We start from the raw sequence: 13,382 nt of genomic DNA, 5'->3' as shown, positions 1-13,382 counted from the left end.
CGTTTCAAAGGGGAGCAACCCAGATGAGATTTTTCCGAACCCTCGCCCTGGCCGCCACCACCGCGCTTGCGCTGGGAAGTGGCGCCGTCGCGCAGGACACCCAGTCGGCGCTGTCGCAGGACAGCGTGATCGAGCAGATCAAGCGCGCCGGTGTGCTCAAGGTCGGCATGTCCACCTTTGTGCCCTGGGCGATGCGCAACACCGATGGCGAGCTGATCGGCTTCGAGATCGACGTGGCCACGAAACTGGCCGAGGATATGGGCGTCGAGGTGGAATTCGTACCCACCGCCTGGGACGGCATCATTCCCGCGCTGATCGCGGGCAAGTTCGATGTGATCATCGGCGGCATGTCGATCACGCCGCAGCGCAACCTGACGGTCAATTTCACCCAGCCTTACGCGCGCAGCTCGCTGGGCGTCATGGCGCATATCGGTGAAAGCGAGGATATCGCCTGGCCCGAGGGCTACAATTCCACCGATGTGACCTTTGCCTGCCGGCGCGGCGGCTCGCCCTGCGAATACCTGAAGGAGACCTTCCCCAAGGCGACCCTGCGCCAGTTCGACGACCAGAACCAGGTGATCCAGGAGGTGCTGAACGGCAACGCCAACGCCATGGTCTCGTCGCAGCCGCTGCCGAGTTTCATCATCTACGACAACCCCGAGGTGGTCTTTGCGCCCACCGACGAGCTGATCGAGGCCTCTTCGGAGGGTTTTGCCGTGCGCAAGGGGGATCCTGACGCGCTGAACTTCTTCAACAACTGGATCCTCGTGCGCACGCAGGACGGCTGGCTGAAGGAGCGTCACGATTACTGGTTCGGCGGCCGCCCCTGGGCGGACCAGGTGCCGGAATAAGGCAGTCGGGGCGGCCCCTGCGCCGCCCCACCTTGGCATGTATCCCGATCCCGACCGAAAACGCCGTTTCGGCCTGACCGATCTGATCCTGATCGCGGGCGTGCTGGGCGCGGTGGCCTATCTCTGGCACCGCGTCTCGGACGTTCTGGCCTATAAATGGAGCTGGTCCTACCTGCCGCGCGCGCTGTTCCGGCCGGGCGAGAGTGGCTGGTGGGAGCCCAACCTGCTGCTCGAAGGCTTCCTGACGACGATCCGGCTGTCGCTTTGGGCGATGCTGCTGGCCAGCCTGCTCGGTCTGGCGCTGGGCATCATGGCGAGCCGCAGGCGGCTGCTGCCCCGGCTGACCACCACCGCCTATGTCGGTCTGATCCGCAATGTGCCGCCGCTGGTCTTTGTCTTCGTGTTCTATTTCTTCGTCTCGTCGCAGGTCATTCCGGCGCTGGGCGTGGATGTCTGGGCGCGCAATCTGGGCCCCGGCGCCGAGCGGGTGGTCGCGCTTTTCGCCGGGCCGCCCAACCTGCTCGAGAACTTCCTCGCCGGCGTGCTGAGCCTCGCGATGTTCGAGGCGGCCTATATCGCGGTGATCGTGCGCGCTGGCATCGAGGCGGTGCCCGAGACGCAGGTCGAGGCGGCGCGCAGCCTCGGTCTGTCGTCCTGGCAGGCGTTCCGCCTGGTGGTGTTCCCGCAGGCATTGCGCAAGGTGACGCCGCCGCTGGCCAACCAGTTCATCATGCTGGTCAAGGACAGCTCCATCGTGTCGCTGATCTCGGTGCAGGAGCTGACCTTTGCGGGCACCGAAATCGCCGTCTCCTCGCAGCGCCGGTTCGAGACCTATATCGTCGTCGCGGCGCTCTATTTCATTCTCTGCTACGGGCTGTCGCGCTGGTTCGCGCGGCTGGAGCGGCGGCAGGCGCTTGGTCAGGGCTGAGCTTCTGCCATGCGCTGCGCCGCTGGCACGGGCGGCTTTGGCGTATTTGGAAAGAGAAGACGCACAAGGGCGTCTCCCTGCATCTTCTTCTCCTTGAAAAAGACGCCCGCCGAAGGCGTCCGGCATGGTCATCCCTGCGGCCTCCGGAACAAAACACCGTCCGGACAAGAGGGGTAGGGTGGGCAATTCTGCCCACCCTCCGGCGCCGGGTCAGCGCGGCTCGAAATAATCGAGCGGGATCTTCAGATAGCTGCGGCCATTGTCCTCGGGCGCGGGTTTGCGGCCGCCGCGAATGTTGATCTGAAGCGCCGCCAGCATCAGCTTGGGCAGCGGCAGGGTGGCGTCGCGGGCATCGCGCACCGAGCGGTACTCTGCCTCGGAAGGCGCGTCCTTGAGGTGGATATTCGCCGCCTTGTGCTCGGCCACCGTGGCCACGCATTGCGCCTCGCGGCCCTCGGGCGCGTAGTCGTGACCGACAAAGAGCCGCGTGTCGTCGGGCAGCGCCAGGATGCGCTGGATCGACTCGTAGAGCTCTTTCGACGAGCCGCCTGGGAAATCCGCGCGCGAGGTGCCGCTGTCGGGCATCATGAACGTGTCGTGCACAAAGGCCGCGTCGCCCGCCACATAGGTGACCGAGGCCAGCGTATGGCCCGGCGAGAACATCACCCTGACCGGGATCTCGCCCACCATGAACTCGTCGCCATCGGCAAAGAGCCTGTCCCACTGGCTGCCGTCCTGCGGAAAATCGCCGGGCAGGTTGTAGATGCCGGTCCAGAGTTTCTGCACGCCGGTCACCTTCTCGCCGATGGCGGTGGGGGCGCCGAGCTGCTCTTTCAGCCAGGGGGCGGCGGAGAAATGGTCCGCATGCGGGTGGGTGTCGAGGATCCAGACGATCTCGATCCCGGCCTCGCGCACATAGTCGAGGATCTGCTGCGCATTGGCGGTGGTGGTGGCGCCGGCCTGCGGGTCGTAATCCCAGACGGGATCGACAATGGCGCCTTTCATGGTGGCGGGGTCGTGGAAGACGTATTGCCAGCTGCCGGTGGCTTCGTCCCAGAAGGATTTGACGGTCGGATGGTGGGTCATGGTCTCCTCATCTCTTGTCGGCTCTTGCTGCACCCGCACGGGTACCTGTTGCAAGAGTAATGTTCGAAAATGCGAATGTGTTCCGCATCGGCGTGGGGGCGGCGCAAATGTCGCGCCGCCCGGGTCATTTGCGGCTGGCTTTCATCATCCAGAGCTGCTGCTCGTGCCAGGCCAGACGGTCGGTGAGCAGCCCGGCGGAGGGCTCGTCGCCGGCCTCCTGCGCGGTGGCGATGGCGGCGCGCAGCTCGGCTGCCAGCGCATCGTGTCCGGCGATCAGCGCGTCCACCATGGCGGCGGCGGATTGCGCCGGTGCGGCCTCTTCGCCGCCGAGCGTCAGGAACTCGGCGAGGCTGGCGGGCGCATAGGCGCCGAGGCTGCGGAGGCGTTCGGCGATCTCGTCGAGGCTGTTCCAGAGCTCCTGATACTGCTCTTCGAAAAAGCCGTGAAGCTGGCGGAACTCCGGCCCCTCTACATTCCAGTGATAGCCATGGGTCTGGACATAGAGCCGGAAGGTCCGGGCGAGGATGCGGGTCAGGCTGTCTGTATGGGCGGTTGCGGTCATCGGATCGGTCCTTTCGGGCAGGGGGCAAGCGGTGTTTCGGGAAGCCCCGGCGCGCGGGCGGCGCGCCAGGGGAGCGGTCAGAGCTGGCGGGTGGAGAAATACCAGTCGACCGTGTCGTAGCCTTCGCCGGCGCGGGCCATGGCGGCCTCGGGCGTGGCGGGGGTGGGCACGATCACCGGATCGCCGGGCTTCCAGTTCTCGGGCATCGCGCATTTGTTCTCGTCAGCGGTTTGCAGCGCCACGAGCAGGCGATGGATCTCGTCCACCGAACGGCCCGCGTTCATCGGGTAATAGACCATGGCGCGCAGCACGCCCTCGGGGTCGATGATGAAGGTCGCGCGCACCGCCGCCGTATCCGAGGCGCCGGGCTGGATCATGCCGTAGCTCTGCGCCACCTTCATGTTCAGGTCGGCGATGATCGGGAAGTTGATCTCGACCCCGAACTTCTCCTTGATGTTCAGCATCCAGGCGATGTGGCTGTAATGGCTGTCGATGGAGAGGCCGAGCAGCGCGGTGTTCATCGCGGCGAATTCATCCTGCTTCTTGGCGAAGGCGATGAATTCGGTGGTGCAGACCGGGGTGAAATCCGCCGGGTGCGAGAACAGGATCAGCCACTTGCCCTTGTAGTCGGCATTGGTCTTGCGGCCGTCGGTGGTGGGCGCGTCGAAGGCCGGGGCCGGTTCGTTGAGGCGCGGCATCTGCGGTTGGGTGTCTTCGGTCATGGATCTGGTCCTTTTCTTTCAGGGTCTTTCGTGAGGCATCGTCTTGCGATGACCCTGATTTAGGGGATGCCGATAAATTAATGAAATTGATTTTATCTACATATATGATAGATTTACTCTATGATGAATCCTCAGATCACCCTGCGCCAGCTCCGCTTTCTGCTGGCCCTCTCCGAAGAGCTGAATTTCTCGCGCGCCGCCGAGATCTGCCATGTCACCCAGCCGACGCTGAGCGCCGGGCTGCGCGAACTGGAGGAGCGGCTGGGCATACAGCTCGCCGAGCGCACGAAGCGCTCGGTCATCATGACGCCGCTCGGCGCGGAGATCGCCGAGCGGGCGCGGGCGCTGCTGCTTGCGGCGGAGGATATCGAGGTGCTGGCGGCGACGCAGGGCCGGCCCGACCGGGGCGATCTGCGGCTGGGCGCGATCCCCACGATCGGGCCGTTTCTCATCCCAAGGGCGCTGCCGCGGATCCGCGCGGGCTTTCCCGAGCTGCGGCTGTTCCTGCGCGAAGAGATGACGGAATCGCTGGCCGAGGGGCTGCTGGCCGGGCGGCTCGACCTGATCCTCTTTGCGCAGCCCTTCGATATCGAGGGGATCGAGGCGCTGCATCTCTTCGATGACGGCTATCACCTCGCGATGCCGCCGGGCGTGTCGCGGTTTGGCGGAGGGCCGGTGAGTGGGCAGGCGCTGGAAGGCGCGCGGCTGATGCTGCTGGAACGCGGGCATTGTCTGCAACGGCACGCGCTCAAGGCCTTTCCGGATCGCGATATCGAGCAGGACGAGAGTTTTTCCGCCACCAGCCTCGCGACGCTGATTTCCATGGTGAGCGAGGGGCTGGGGATCACCCTGCTGCCGGATCTGGCGATTCATGCAGGCGTGCTGACCGGGCAGGAGATCGCGCTGTCGCCGCTGAGCGATGCCTGCCCGCGCCGGGTCATGCTGGGCTGGCGTCCCGGCAGCCCGCGCGCCGAGGTGTTCCGGGCGCTGGGCGACATGCTGCGCGCCACCCATGAGGCGATGCTGGCCGGGGCGGGGTGAGGCCCCCAGAAACGCAGCGCGCCGCCCGGGTGGCTCCCGGACGGCGCGGCGCAGGTCATAACCGGGTGACCGGTCAGGCGGTCTTGGGGTCTTTCTCCGCCGGGGTCTCGGTCGCGCGTTTGCGGCCGAAGATCCGCTGCACGATGACGAAGAACAGCGGCACGAAGATCACGCCCAGCACCGTGCCGGTGATCGTCCCGCCCAGCACCGCCGAGCCGACCGCCGTGCGCCCGCCGGCGCCCGCGCCGGAGGAGAGCACCAGCGGCACCACCCCCAGTGAGAAGGCCAGAGAGGTCATGACGATCGGGCGGAAACGCTGGCGCGCGGCCTCCTTCACGGCGGTATAGAGATCCTCGCCCCCGTCGTAGCGGTCGCGTGCGAACTCCACGATGAGGATGGCGTTCTTGCCGGTCAGACCGATCACGGTCAGCAGGCCAACCTGGAAGAACACGCCGTTCTCGAAGCCGAACCAGTAGGCTGCCCCCATGGTGCCGAGCACGCCGATGGGCATGGCCAGCATCACCGAGAAGGGCACCGTCCAGCTTTCGTAGAGCGCCGCGAGGCAGAGGAAGATCGCCGCGAGCGACAGCGCGTAGAGCAGCGGCGCCTGGCCGCCGGATTCGCGTTCCTCCAGCGACAGGCCGGTCCAGGCCACCGCGTAACCCGGCGGCAGCTGTTCGACCATGCGCTCGATCTCGGCCATGGCCTCACCAGTTGTCACACCGGGGACCGGTTCACCCTGAATCTGCATCGACGGCACGCCGTTGTAGCGGGACAGGCCCTGCGGGCCGTAGGTCCAGCGTTCGGTGGTGAAGTTGGCGAAGGGCACGAGTTCTCCGGTCGCATTGCGCACCCGCCACTTCTGGAGATCGGAGGGCGTGGCGCGGCTTTCGGGCGAGCCCTGCACATAGACGCGCTTGATCCGTCCATTGTCGTTGAAGTCGTTCACGTAGGACCCGGCCCAGGCGATCGACAGCACGTTGCCGACATCGGTGGGCGTGACACCCACGGCCCCGGCGGCGCGCCAGTCGATATCCAGCGCGAATTGCGCCGCGTCTTCCAGCCCCGAAGGACGGGCGGACGCGATCAGCGGGCTTTGCGCCGCCATGCCGAGCAGCTGGTTGCGCGCTTCCAGAAGCTGTTCATGCGTCTGGCCGCCCTGTGCCTGAAGATAGAAGTCGAAGCCCGAGACGTTGCCCAGTTCGATCACCGACGGCGGCACGATGGGGAAGACCATGGCGTCCTGGATGCCCATGAAGGCGGGGAAGGCACGTCCGGCGACGGCCTGCACGCTTTGTCCGGGGCTCTGGCGTTCCTCCCAGTCCTTCATCCTGACAAAGACGATCCCCATGTTCTGGCCCTGACCGGAGAACGAGAAGCCAACCACCCCGAATGTCGAGACGATGTTGTCGCCTTCGTTCTGGGTGAAGTGGTCTTCGACCTGCTGGACCACATCGCTGGTGCGCTCTGCCGTGGCGCCGGTGGGGGCCTGGATCAGCGTGATCAGGATGCCCTGGTCCTCCGCCGGCAGGAAGCCGGTGGGCGTGTTGTTGAACAGGAACACCATGCCGTAGCCAAGCGCCGCATAAACCGCGATGATGCGCAGCGGGCGGCGGATCAGCCAGCCCACGGTGCCGCCATAGCCGCCCGTCAATTTGTCGAAGCCGGTGTTGAACCAGCCGACCGGGCCGCGATGCGTGTGATGCGCATCCTTGCCGCGCAGGATCGTGGCGCAGAGCGCCGGCGTCAGGGTCAGTGCCACCAGCACCGATAGCGCCATGGCCGAGACGATGGTGATCGAGAACTGTCGGTAGATCACCCCGGTCGAGCCCGGGAAGAAGGCCATGGGCACGAACACCGCCGACAGCACCAGCGCGATGCCAACGAGGGCGCCGGTGATCTGGCCCATGGATTTGCGGGTCGCATCGCGCGGCGAAAGCCCCTCCTCCTCCATGATCCGCTCGACGTTCTCCACCACCACGATCGCGTCGTCCACCAGCAGGCCGATGGCCAGCACCATGGCGAGCATGGTCAGCGTGTTGATGGTGAAACCGGCGGCGGCGAGAATGCCGAAAGTGCCGAGGATCACGACCGGCACGGCCAGCGTCGGGATCAGCGTCGCCCGCAGGTTTTGCAGGAAGAGCAGCATCACGAAGAACACCAGGATGATGGCCTCGATCAGCGTCTTCTGCACCTCGTGGATCGAGATCTCGATGAAAGGCGTGGTGTCGTAGGGGATCACATAGCTCACCCCGTCGGGGAAGTACTGCGAGTATTCCTCGAGCCGTTCCTTGACCATCTCGGCGGTGTCCAGCGCGTTGGCGCCAGAGGCGAGCTGAAGCGCCATGCCCGCGGCGGGCTGGCCATTATAGCGCCCGATGGTCGCGTAGTTCTCGGCCCCGATCTCGACCTCGGCCACGTCCTGAAGCAGCACCAGACCGCCATCGGTTTCCGAGCGCAGCACGATGTTGCGGAAATCCTCGGGCGTGGAGAGCAGCGACTGCGCGGTGATCGTGGCGTTGAGCTGCTGGCCCTCTGGCGCGGGCAGCGCGCCGAAGGAGCCCGCCGAGATCTGCGCGTTCTGCGCCGAAACGGCGTTGACCACGTCGTCCGGCGTCATCTCGAATGCGGCGAGCTTGGAGGGGTCGAGCCAGATCCGCATGGCGTATTGCGCGCCGAAAACCTGCGCGCCGCCGACACCTTCGATCCGGCTGAACTCGTCCACCAGATTTGAGTTCATGTAGTCCGAGAGGTCCGCCTGGTCGAGCGACCCGTCCTCGGAAATCAGGGCGATCACCATCATGAAGGAGGAGGAGGATTTCTCGACCGTGACCCCCTGCCGCTGCACTGTTTCGGGCAGCAGCGCGGTGGCCTGGCTGAGCTTGTTCTGCACCTGCACCTGCGCCACGTCCGGGTCGGTGCCCGATTCAAACGTCAGGGTGATCGAGGCCGTGCCCGCCGAGGTCGAGGAGGACGACATGTAGCGCATCCCGTCGAGCCCGGTCATCTGCTGTTCGATGAGCTGGGTTACGGTATTCGCCACCGTCTGCGCCGAGGCACCGGGATATTGCGCGCTGATGCGCACCGAGGGCGGCGCGATCTGCGGATACTGCGCGATCGGCAGGGTCAGGATCGACAGCACGCCGATCCCCATGATGAGGATTGAGATCACCCAGGCAAAGACCGGGCGGTCGATGAAAAAACGGGCCATGACGGACTCCTGGCGCCTGTGGCGCGGGTTATTCGGTGGCGGGCTGCGCGGTTTCGGCGGGACGTTCCTGCGGGGAAACGGTCATGCCGGGAGAGACTTTCTGTAGGCCCGCGACGATGATGCGGTCACCGGGAGCAAGACCTTCGGTCACCACCCAGTTGGCACCCTGATCGCGCTGGACCTCCAGCTCGCGGGTCTCCACGACGTTCTCGCCATTCACCACCATGGCCATCGGACGGCCGCGACGGTCGCGGGTCACGCCCTCTTGCGGGACCAGGACGGCGTCCTGAACCACGCCCTGCGGCAGCTCGACCTGCACATACATGCCGGGCAGGAGGAACTGTTCGGGGTTGGGGAATTCCAGCCGCAGCACCACGACGCCGGTCTGCTCGTTCACATGCGGCTCGGCAGCGGCGAGGCGCCCGGTATGCTCGTATGTCGACCCATCCGCGAGGCGCAGCGTCACGACCTGATCGCTCTCTTCGGCCACGGCCTGGCCGGAGCGGCGCCAGCGGAGGATTTCCGCCGCCGACTGGGTCACGTCGACATTCACCGGATCAAGCATGCGGATCGTGGTCAGGGCGCTGGCCTGCCCGGCGGTCACAAGCGCGCCCTGCGTGGTGTCGCTGAGGCCGGCGACACCGGACAGGGGCGCGCGGATCGTGGTGCGTTCGAGGTCAATCTCGGCGGCCAGAAGGTTGGCTTCGGCGACTTTCACCGCAGCTGCGGCGACATCGCGCGCGGCGATGGCATCGTCGAGGTTCTGCTGGCTGGTGACATTGCGCTGACGCAGCTCGGCCTGCCGGGCTTCTTCGCGCTCGGCGGAGGCCAGCTGTGCGCGGGCCTGGGCCAGCGAGGCTTCGGCGGCGGCTTTCGAGGCCTCGTAGGAGGCAGCGTCGATCCGGTAGAGCGCGTCGCCCTCTTCCACGGGGCGGCCCTCTTCGAACAGGCGTTCGGTGACGATGCCGCTGACCTGCGGACGGACCTCGGCAACACCGGACGCGGCGACACGGCCCGGCAGGGTCGAGGTCAGGGTCACGTCCGAAGAGTCGAGGGTTACAACGGTGACGGGCTGCGGCGGCTGCTCGCCGCCGCCCTCCTGCGCGGTTGCGGGGAGTGCGGCCGAGGCCGCGGCCAGGCCGGCGGCCGCAAGGGTACGGCGCAGGATTCGGGGGAAACCTATGAGCATATCTTCACTCCGAGAAAGGCGTTTGGCCGCTGATTTTGCGGAACTTGCTTGCATTGCGATAAGGAAACCGGCAGGTTTTGTAAAGCGCACAACGCCAGCGGGAGAGATTTTCTTCCGCAGTGCAACATGCGGGGACATCAATTGCAAAAGCCTTCATCAACCGCTTCGGACGTTTTGCCGCGCCGGCGGGGCCGCCCGGTCCAGATCGACCAGGAAACGCGCGAGTGCATGGTGCTCGATGCGGCGGCGGCGCTGCTTGCCTCCTGCCGGCTGGAGGAGGTGAGCATGTCCGCCATCGCGCGCGAAGCGGGCATGTCAAAGCGCACGCTTTACACGATTTTTTCCAGCCGCGAGGCGCTGCTGGGCGCCAGTTTCGCGCGCATCGGCCGCACCCTGTTCCGGCCTCTGACCGACGAGGAGCGTCGTGGGCCGCTATCCGTGCGTTTACAAACGCTGCTGACGCTCGATCACGCACCCTGTTTCGAAAAGATGCCGCTCGAGCTGCTGCGCGCGGTGGTGACAGAGGCGCCGGTCTATCCCGGCATCGCCCGGCAGCTCGATTCGGGCGGTCGCGGGGCGCTGATCCGCTATGTCAGCGACGAGTTGTCGCTTGCGGTGGCGCGAGACGAGATCGTGCTGGAAGAGATCGACGCCGACCTCGCGGCGGAGCTGCTGGTGGATATGGTACTGGGCGACACGCTGCACCGGCTGTTGATTCCCGAGGATGCCTGCACCTCGATAAAAGCCCGAAACCTGCGGCGCGACCGTGCCATATCGCTGTTTCTCGACGGGTTGCGGCCGCGCTGAGGCCGGGCGCTTTGCGCGGAGACCGAACCGCGCTAGAACCGGGCGGTTCCGGTTTTTCACCGTCATCAGCGGATCAGCAACATGGTCGAGCCCGTCACGATTGCCAGGCCCCGAGCGACGGCCCGTTTCGCCGGGCTGCTTTACCTCCTCATCATCCTGCTGGGGCTGAGCGGCGAGCTTGCCCTGCGCGGCCCGTTGCTGGTGCCCGGCGACGCGCTTGCGACGGCGGAGCGGATTCTTGCCGCGCCCGGCCTGCTCCGGCTGAGCGTCGCCGCCGATACCCTGATGGCGCTGGCCGACGTGGCGCTGGCGGTGCTGCTCTACCTGCTGCTGCGCCCGGTGAACGGAGCTGTGGCGCTGATGGCGATGGTCTTCCGGCTGGTGCAGGCGGCGCTGATCGCCCTGTCGCTGCTGTTCCTCCATGGTGCACTGCTGGCGCTGGACCGCGCGGGTGATGCGGCGGCAGAGACTGCGCTGCTGGCGACAGAGCTGCATGCGCATGGCTACGATCTCGGGCTGGTGTTTTTCGGAATCAACAGCCTGCTGACCGGCTGGCTGCTGCTGCGCTCGGGCTATGTGCCGCGCGCATTGGGGGTGCTCCTCGGGCTGGCGGGTTTGGTTTATGTCAGCGGCAGCGCGCTGCGATTCCTGGCGCCCGCGCTGTCAGAGGCCTTCGCGCCGGCCTATCTGCTGCCGGTGATTGCCGAGACGGCGTTCTGCCTCTGGTTGCTGATCCGCGGGCTCGGCCCGCGCGCGGCATAAGCCGCCGCTGGTCCAAGATTTGGCAAGAGGATCACACCGCGCGGTGAGAGCGGCGTTTGACCGGTTCCGCCGCTTGCCAAACCGGTGCTGCGCTCGCAAAGTCGCCGCATGCAAATCTACCTCCCCATCGCCGAGGTTTCGGTCAATGTCTTCCTGCTCTTCGGGCTGGGCGGGCTGGTGGGGATCCTGTCGGGCATGTTCGGCGTCGGCGGCGGGTTCCTGATCACGCCGCTGCTGTTTTTCCTCGGCATTCCGCCGGCGGTTGCCGTCGCCACCGGTGCCAACCAGATCGTCGCCAGTTCGGTCTCGGGCGTGCTGGCGCATCTCAAACGCCGGACGGTCGATCTGCGCATGGGCACGGTGCTGCTGGTGGGTGGCCTGTTCGGCGCGGCGCTGGGTGTCTGGGTGTTCAACATGCTCAAGGAGCTGGGCCAGGTCGATCTGCTGGTGCGGCTTTGTTACGTCGTCTTTCTCGGCATCATCGGCGCGCTGATGTTCGTCGAGAGCCTGAACGCGCTGCGCCGCTCGAAACGCGGCGGCCCGCCGAAGCGGCGGCATCACGGCTGGGTGCACGGGCTGCCCTTCAAGATGCGGTTCCGCACCTCGGGGCTCTATATCTCGGCGATCCCGCCGCTGCTGGTCGGGCTCTCGGTCGGCGTGCTGGCGGCGATCATGGGGGTGGGCGGCGGCTTCATCATGGTGCCGGCGATGATCTATCTGCTGGGCATGCCCACCAAGGTGGTGGTCGGCACGTCGCTCTTTCAGATCATCTTCGTGACCGCCTTCACCACCATGCTGCACGCGGTGACCAACCAGACCGTCGATATCCTGCTGGCGCTGGTGCTGCTGATCGGCGGCGTGATCGGCGCGCAGCTCGGCACCGCCATCGGTACGCGGCTCAAGGCCGAGCAGCTGCGCATCGCGCTGGCCTCGCTGGTGCTGCTGGTCTGCGGCAAGCTGGCGCTGGATCTCTTCCTGACACCGCATGATCTGTTCGAACTGGGGGCGCAATGATCCGTCTGGCGCTCCTTCTCCTTGCTCTGTTTACTCTGCCCGCGCGCGCCGAAGAGGTGGTGATGGGCATGAGCAAGGACAGCGTTTCAATCACCACCGACTTCGACGGGTCCGAGATCCTGATTTTCGGCGCCGTCAAGCGCGAGGCGCCGATCCGCACGGATCCTCCCTTGCAGGTCATCGTGACGGTGGCCGGCCCGGTCGAGCCGGTGACCGTCTGGCGCAAGGCGCGGCGGCTGGGGATCTGGGTGAATACCGACGCGGTCGAGATCGACGCGGCCCCCTCCTTCTATGCGGTCGCCACCTCGGCGCCCTGGGACGAGGTGATCACCGATGTGGAGGATCTGCGCCACAAGGTCTCGGTGCCGCGCGCCATCCGCTCGGTCGGCGCGCCGATGAACATCCTCGATTCCCAGAGCTTCACCGACGCGCTCATCCGCCTCCGGGAAAGCGAGGGGCTTTATCAGCTGCGCGCCAACAGTGTCGAGCTGCGCGACTCCACCCTGTTCGACACCGCCATTTCCATGCCGGCCAATATCGTCGAGGGGCTCTACAGCACGCGCGTCTTCCTCACCCGGGACGGGCGGGTGGTTTCTCAGCACGCTTCGGTGATAGAGGTGCGGAAGGTGGGGCTGGAACGCTGGCTCTTCAACCTGTCACGCAACCAGGCGCCGCTTTACGGCCTCCTGTCGCTGGCGATCGCCATCGCCGCGGGCTGGGGCGCTTCGGCCGCCTTCAGAGCAATGAAATCAGGATGACCCGACAACCACCCGCGTCCCGCTCCGACTATCGCAGCTTCTACCCGGTGCAGACCCGCTGGCAGGACAACGATCAGTACGGCCATATCAACAACGTCACCTATCTCGAATACATGGATACCGTCGTCTGCCAGTGGCAGATCGAGCAGGGCATGGACATGAGCGGCGAAAGCGCCGTGCGCTACCTCACCGTGGAAAGCGGCTGCCGCTACCATGCCGAGGCGCGGTTTCCCGATGCGCTGACCGCCGGGCTGCGGCTCGGAAAGCTCGGAAACAGCTCGCTGCGTTTCGAGATCGGCCTGTTCCGCGAGGGCGAAGACACCGCCTGTGTCGAGGGGCATTTCGTGCTGGTGGCCGTCGATCCGGACTCGGTGCCCACGCCGGTGCCAGACCGCGAGCGCGCGCTGCTGGAGACGATCCTCGCCTGAGTGGCGGCGCGGTTTATCATGAT

General features: G+C 66.1%; 13 protein-coding genes. 8 read left to right on the top strand and 5 right to left on the bottom strand.

Annotated elements, in window-relative coordinates:
* The first annotated feature begins 23 nt into the window (after positions 1 to 23).
* Together Ga0080574_RS09020 and Ga0080574_RS09015 are read left to right on the top strand one after the other, a co-directional pair.
* Entirely contained in the window at positions 24 to 851 is an 828-nt protein-coding gene (locus Ga0080574_RS09020; protein WP_076697485.1) for a transporter substrate-binding domain-containing protein, read from the top strand.
* Between the two features lie 37 nt (positions 852 to 888).
* Positions 889 to 1,779 carry an amino acid ABC transporter permease gene (locus Ga0080574_RS09015; protein WP_076697482.1) on the top strand — a complete coding sequence of 297 codons (891 nt, stop codon included), beginning with the start codon at positions 889 to 891 and terminating at the stop codon, positions 1,777 to 1,779.
* A gap of 210 nt (positions 1,780 to 1,989) precedes the next feature.
* Here the strand turns inward: Ga0080574_RS09015 and Ga0080574_RS09010 are convergent, their stop codons facing one another.
* The 3 genes from Ga0080574_RS09010 to Ga0080574_RS09000 form a co-directional block, all read right to left on the bottom strand.
* Positions 1,990 to 2,865: an MBL fold metallo-hydrolase gene (locus Ga0080574_RS09010; RefSeq protein WP_076697479.1), complete on the bottom strand. Its 876-nt coding sequence runs from the start codon at positions 2,863 to 2,865 to the stop codon at positions 1,990 to 1,992.
* A gap of 124 nt (positions 2,866 to 2,989) precedes the next feature.
* Positions 2,990 to 3,427, bottom strand: coding sequence for a Dps family protein (locus Ga0080574_RS09005; RefSeq protein WP_076697476.1), 438 nt, complete (start codon positions 3,425 to 3,427; stop codon positions 2,990 to 2,992).
* 77 nt (positions 3,428 to 3,504) lie between these two features.
* Positions 3,505 to 4,149, bottom strand: coding sequence for a peroxiredoxin (locus Ga0080574_RS09000; RefSeq protein ID WP_076697473.1), 645 nt, complete (start codon positions 4,147 to 4,149; stop codon positions 3,505 to 3,507).
* 120 nt (positions 4,150 to 4,269) lie between these two features.
* Here Ga0080574_RS09000 and Ga0080574_RS08995 point away from each other — a divergent pair, with 120 nt between their 5' ends.
* Positions 4,270 to 5,190, top strand: coding sequence for a hydrogen peroxide-inducible genes activator (locus tag Ga0080574_RS08995; protein ID WP_076697470.1), 921 nt, complete (start codon positions 4,270 to 4,272; stop codon positions 5,188 to 5,190).
* 73 nt (positions 5,191 to 5,263) lie between these two features.
* On the opposite strand, the gene Ga0080574_RS08990 is transcribed toward Ga0080574_RS08995, so the two are convergent.
* Together Ga0080574_RS08990 and Ga0080574_RS08985 are read right to left on the bottom strand one after the other, a co-directional pair.
* Positions 5,264 to 8,401 (bottom strand): efflux RND transporter permease subunit, encoded by a 3,138-nt coding sequence (locus Ga0080574_RS08990; protein WP_076697466.1) that lies wholly within the window; start codon positions 8,399 to 8,401, stop codon positions 5,264 to 5,266.
* A gap of 28 nt (positions 8,402 to 8,429) precedes the next feature.
* Positions 8,430 to 9,590 (bottom strand): efflux RND transporter periplasmic adaptor subunit, encoded by a 1,161-nt coding sequence (locus Ga0080574_RS08985; protein ID WP_076697462.1) that lies wholly within the window; start codon positions 9,588 to 9,590, stop codon positions 8,430 to 8,432.
* Between the two features lie 228 nt (positions 9,591 to 9,818).
* Between Ga0080574_RS08985 and Ga0080574_RS08980 the strand changes: the two genes are divergently transcribed.
* From Ga0080574_RS08980 to Ga0080574_RS08960, 5 genes are all read left to right on the top strand, one after another.
* Complete coding sequence (locus Ga0080574_RS08980) at positions 9,819 to 10,397, top strand: TetR/AcrR family transcriptional regulator (protein ID WP_237219342.1); 579 nt, start codon at positions 9,819 to 9,821, stop codon at positions 10,395 to 10,397.
* 81 nt (positions 10,398 to 10,478) lie between these two features.
* A complete protein-coding gene (locus Ga0080574_RS08975; protein WP_076697456.1) occupies positions 10,479 to 11,159 on the top strand; it encodes a DUF4386 domain-containing protein in 681 nt (226 codons plus the stop codon).
* Between the two features lie 108 nt (positions 11,160 to 11,267).
* On the top strand, positions 11,268 to 12,173 hold the full coding sequence (locus tag Ga0080574_RS08970; protein WP_076697453.1) for a sulfite exporter TauE/SafE family protein: 906 nt from the start codon (positions 11,268 to 11,270) through the stop codon (positions 12,171 to 12,173).
* Entirely contained in the window at positions 12,170 to 12,931 is a 762-nt protein-coding gene (locus Ga0080574_RS08965) for a TIGR02186 family protein (protein ID WP_076697450.1), read from the top strand. The genes Ga0080574_RS08970 and Ga0080574_RS08965 overlap by 4 nt, the downstream gene beginning before the upstream one ends.
* Positions 12,928 to 13,359: an acyl-CoA thioesterase gene (locus Ga0080574_RS08960; RefSeq protein ID WP_076697446.1), complete on the top strand. Its 432-nt coding sequence runs from the start codon at positions 12,928 to 12,930 to the stop codon at positions 13,357 to 13,359. Before Ga0080574_RS08965 ends, Ga0080574_RS08960 begins: the two co-directional genes overlap by 4 nt.
* Positions 13,360 to 13,382: the final 23 nt, after the last annotated feature.

It is taken from the genome of Salipiger abyssi, from assembly GCF_001975705.1.
Classification (GTDB): Bacteria; Pseudomonadota; Alphaproteobacteria; order Rhodobacterales; family Rhodobacteraceae; genus Salipiger; species Salipiger abyssi.
Note: the sequence above shows the minus strand (reverse complement) of the source record. Positions and strands in the feature narration are given on the sequence as shown.